At 30.2% G+C, this 4,994-nt stretch carries 2 protein-coding genes; both read right to left on the bottom strand.

Annotated features, from left to right (window positions below):
- Nucleotides 1-352: 352 nt before the first annotated feature.
- Nucleotides 353-4,453 carry a hypothetical protein gene (locus K737_RS00260; protein WP_152530996.1) on the bottom strand — a complete coding sequence of 1,367 codons (4,101 nt, stop codon included), beginning with the start codon at nucleotides 4,451-4,453 and terminating at the stop codon, nucleotides 353-355.
- Between the two features lie 188 nt (nucleotides 4,454-4,641).
- Entirely contained in the window at nucleotides 4,642-4,848 is a 207-nt protein-coding gene (locus K737_RS00255) for a hypothetical protein (protein ID WP_006291217.1), read from the bottom strand.
- Nucleotides 4,849-4,994: the final 146 nt, after the last annotated feature.

The raw sequence follows: 4,994 nt of genomic DNA, 5'->3' as shown, positions 1-4,994 counted from the left end.
GGTGCCATCGAGCATTAAATGCATTTTAGGAACTGGCTCCCAAATGCTTGATATCAAGGCTTTTGAGAAGAGTCCAGAATCAATTCCTTGTCCTTTTAAAAAAACGCCTGACGCGTTCAAGCTGGGATTTTATTGAAGCTGGAGCGTTCATCTTGTGGATCAGCGCAGGATGCTGAACCTTTCGCTGATCGATCATATTAAGTACGAAAGTTTTAAAAGTCTCTGCGCGGGAATTGTGGAAAGCTAATATTCTTGTTACCTTATTTATTAAGGATGAAAGGTTCATTTGCATTAAACACTTCCCCATTTTTTTCTTTGTGCAGCGTTTTCAAAATAAATCACACAATATCTTTTAATCGTCCTGATTTTTGTTTTTTTTCTGAAACATATAGTTCTTATCATTTTTCAGCTCTGTACAATCTCTAAGATTCATTACGGATTTTTGAATATCATCTAAAGATCCATCAATAGAATGATCACTGATGGCCAAAAAGAAGTGCGCAGTATCCGCCAACATGCCCAAACGACATCTTTCCTTTCCATTCGCACCATCAACAACAAACCCTTCAAACAAGTACTTTAACAAAAAGTAAGGATGCCTTGAATAAACCTCATTTTTGTATTGTTCAGTTTCTTTATACAGATCAATATGACCTTTAGAAGCATTCCTTAAAAACTTTAAAAAATAAGGAAATTTTTCTTTACTAACATATTTCACCTCAACTTCCTTACCGTCTAACGCATTTAGACAAGAAGTTGTAAATTCTTTAAAGTAAACTTCCCTTTCTTCAAGCCCAGCATCGTGACATTTTTGAGTAAAATTTCCCATAAAATACTCTACAACTTCAAATGAACTGTTTCCAAAAAACTTTTTATTAGTATTTTTTATACTTTTTTTATCTTCTCTTGAAGAATAATGCATAAAAAATTCTGCTATTTCAGTATAAATAAATTTTTTATTTTCTTGTGTTATCAACAATTTTTCAATTTTTTGTTTTTTCACTGCTTCATTAAATTCTCCTAACAAAGCTTCATAATTTGTCCTTCCTAGTCCATCAATGAAGAATTTTTCTCCTTGACTACAAGGGCTCGCACTATATTCAGATTTTTTTATGTGATTGTGCTGATCTAAGTATTTTAAAAATTCATTATTCGTCGTATTCTCAAATTTTTTCGCTTTTCCAATAAAAAAAAGAATGGATCCAAACTTCTGCGAAAACCCTTGAATCTCTTCTTTTCGAGAGCTTGGATCTCTAAAACTGTTATAGAACAAACTAAATGCCAGCACCGCTTGCTTTAATTTCTGGTAGTCAATTGCTGAATTTTTCTTATTTATACCATAATTTTTTCTCAACGATTCACTGATAATCTCATCAATGGATAAGGAAATTGATGAGGCTGAATAATCAGAAGAAAATTTTTCATCGATAAAATTCTTAACTGTTTCTGCAAAATCTATTTTTTGAGCATTTATTTTTTGACTCGTAAATAATTCATTTAGTTTTTCTTTTTCTTTTTCTAAAGCTCTAAGTCTACGTTTACCCACCCTATGAATTGCTTTTTTAAAATTTCCTAACTTAAAGTCTATTAAGTCTTCCAGATATTGAGATTTGTCTTCGGGAAAAAAAATATCAAGGTAGCGCGCAAAACATTCAACCTTGTCTTCTTCTTGAAAATTTTCATCAAAAAATACTAATGCATCTTTTTTCTCTTTAGAATTTTTATCTCTCTTTAAATCCTCAAAAGGATACATCTCTTGAATTATTTCTTTGTACGAATCATAAAGATCCTTGTCATATTCTTTAGCATTTAAAAGTAATATTTTTTTTTCTGGACGTGTTTTTTGAAAATTTAGATTAATTATATGCTTTGATACCTCATCAAGATCTTTAAAAGAAGTATTTGTTAGATTCAGATAAAAAGCAGCTATATCTATGTAGTTACTTTCAATTTCAGCCTGATTTGATAAATCTTTACGTAAAGCTTGTTGCACAATTTCTATTTTTGCGTGTTGAGACAAACCTTTTATTGTATCTTTAATAAAGTTACAAAACGCGCTAAAACGGATATTTTCAGGAAAATTAGTATTTCTAAATAAATTATCCATATCAACATCAAAATCTAAAACGATTATTTTATCATTCGACAATTTAATATTTATTTTATTTTTCTCACAAAATAAATCCGCACCCTGTACTCGACACGCTACAAAATTTTGTAAAGCCTTATATTGATCTTTTTCTAAATTTTTTAAAACCTTACTTAAAATTTCATCAATTGTTTTTGGATAATTATTAAGAATTTTCTGAATAAGGAGATTTTCAGAAATTTTTTGAGTGTCTTCAGTTAAAATAGCTAAAATAAAATCGTATTCATTTTCATACTTTTTTGATAATGACGTCAATAAATAATTGATGAATCTGTCACTTTTCATTGATATTAATTTAGATAAAAATTTATCTTGATTATTCCAATCAATATTTTTTTCAAGAATAGAAAAAACGTGAGAAAAAACTTCAAGATCAGATGTAATCAGCGCATCAAAAAAACTATGAAATCTTCCAATTGGAAGACCAAAATCTAGACGTTGAAGAATATAGTCTAGTTCTTTAAATAAATTTTCTGGATTTTTGGTAAGAATCATTAAAGCATGATCAAAAAATCTTTGCGCATCTGATAATTCAGACGAACACATCAAAATTTTAGCAAAAACTCCTTTTTTATAGAGAAAGGCTTTGAGGATGTCACAACAATCTTTTCTGCTGAACAATTTATCCAAAAGCTTGCACGCCCTTTCTTCTCTTTTACTATCTTGCAACTCTATCAAGCTATCAAAAATGTGAGCAAAAATTTCTGGATGAATAAAATTCTTTTGGACATCTTGCAAGGGGTGATGAAGTTCATCATCAATTTTAGATAAAAATTTATCTAAGAAATCGTTTAAACTTTCTCTCCTTCCTTCGATGTTTTTAAAGCTATCAAAAATGTGAGCAAAAATTTCTGGATGAATAAAATTCTTTTGGACATCTTGCAAGGGGTGATGAAGTTCATCATCAATTTTAGATAAAAATTTATCTAAGAAATCGTTTAAACTTTCTCTCCTTCCTTCGATGTTTTTAAAGCTATCAAAAATGTGATAAAAAATTTCTGGATGAACAAAGTTCTTTTGAACGCCTTGCAATGGATGATCTAGCTCTTCATTAATTTTAGATAAAAATTTATCTAAAAAATTATTTAAATTTTCTCGATTTTGTTCATTTTTTGTTAAGTAATCAAAAATGTGAGCAAAAAATTCTGGATGAATAAATTTTTTTTGGACACCTTGCAACGATTGATCTAGCTCTTCATTAATTTTAGATAAAAATTTATCTAAGAAATCGTTTAAACTTCTCCTCCTTTCTCTGATGCTTATCAATCGATCAAAACTATGAGTAAAAATTTCTGGATGAGCAAAACTTTCTTGATCGTCTTTTAATGAAAAATCTAAAATTCGGGCAAGACTTGAAGGACTTAATTGCTTAACGATTCGAACAATAAATGCATTATCCAAAAAACTATTTAAAATCGAATTATTGAAAATCCAAACTAAACTTTCTTGATTAGAAATTAAAAATTTTCTAAAAGACTCTGAAAAAGAAAACAAAAATTTGTCTTTTAAAGTCGCAACGCAAGCTTTTGAAAGCTCATTTCTATTTTTTGAACCTAACTGATCTTCAAATGAAGTGATACGCTCTACTACGGATACAACATGAAAACAATACGAAGCTTCTTTATTCCACGTTAAATTTCTGAATATTTTAAAAAATAATGTTTCTAACGAATCCTCATTTTTTCCAAAATCGTTCAAAACTTCACGCACTTTATTTGCATCGATATCAAAGTTCAAATTAGACGCACGATTCATCACCACCAAGGCTTTACTTAGGCAAGTAATGTCTTGATCTGAGAAATCTTTTTTTCCACCAAAATGAAAATTTTTCGATACATCGGAAAATAATTTATTAAGAGCGCCCGGTTTAGCTTGATTTAAAATTTTTAAAGCTCGCCCTAAAGCGTTGTTATCTTCCAAATCGAACAATATTTTTAATAGCTTTTCTGGAGAAATAGCTTTTAAAGAGTCATTTAAAATTTCCGCCTTGGCATGATCTAATACTTTCAGAGTGCACGCTAACGTCCCTTCATCTAAACAAAATAAAGTTTCTAACAATTTTTCTGAACTAACGGTCTCTAAAGTTTGTTTCAGCGCTAAAGCCTGGGAAGTGTAGTCGGCTAAGATTTCTGGATTATTAAAATAATTTTTAAGATCATCTGAAATGCTAACACGAGATGATCCAGAAGTTAATGCACCCGTTAGAGAGGCATAAAATCTGTTTAGCTCACCATTAAGTGAAGGAACAGCGTAAACATTTTGAGCAATACCCTGGATAAAAAAGTTTCCAAAAACACTTGTCATACAAATCAGCAAAAATTTTTTTTTCATTCGCGTAAAAATATTTTTTTTTCTTTTTAATATTAACAAAAATTTAACAGAAGTTCAATAGTTTTTAATTAAAAACATATCCACACAAACTTTATTCCAACAAGTATTAACAAAACTTTTAATAATGTGATAGCTAATATCTTAGAACCTGTATTCATGATTTAGCTATCCTTCTTAATAGGATCATGGAATGAGCTGTTATAATTATCCTTGAGATATACGCTCTGAGATTGCTGTAGTTTATTCAATAGAGTTCTCACAAATGCCTCCATGGGTTTTCTATATCCCGCATCTGCACACACTCCCTTTAATTTAGGATATTTTTTGCACCGCTTCCTTAAAAACTCTGCACCCAGCACCTGTTTCATTGGCCTTATGAACGTGATATGGAGCAGATTGCCTTGCCTATCAACACCACTATGCCGTTTACGTATCTTTTTCCCCCATTTCTATACCTATTTTTTCTGAGGCTCCTGTGGGGTTAACACTTGTTTTAACACTTGTTTTAACACTT

It is taken from the genome of Holospora undulata HU1 (genome assembly GCF_000388175.3).
Classification (GTDB): domain Bacteria; phylum Pseudomonadota; class Alphaproteobacteria; order Holosporales; family Holosporaceae; genus Holospora; species Holospora undulata_A.
This window is presented reverse-complemented; position numbering and strand designations above follow the sequence as displayed.

Excerpts from the sequence above, each read along its gene's own strand:
- K737_RS00260 (WP_152530996.1), bottom strand. The coding sequence starts at position 4,453 with ATGACAAGTGTTTTTGGAAACTTTTTTATCCAGGGTATTGCTCAAAAT.
- K737_RS00255 (WP_006291217.1), bottom strand. The coding sequence starts at position 4,848 with ATGAAACAGGTGCTGGGTGCAGAGTTTTTAAGGAAGCGGTGCAAAAAA.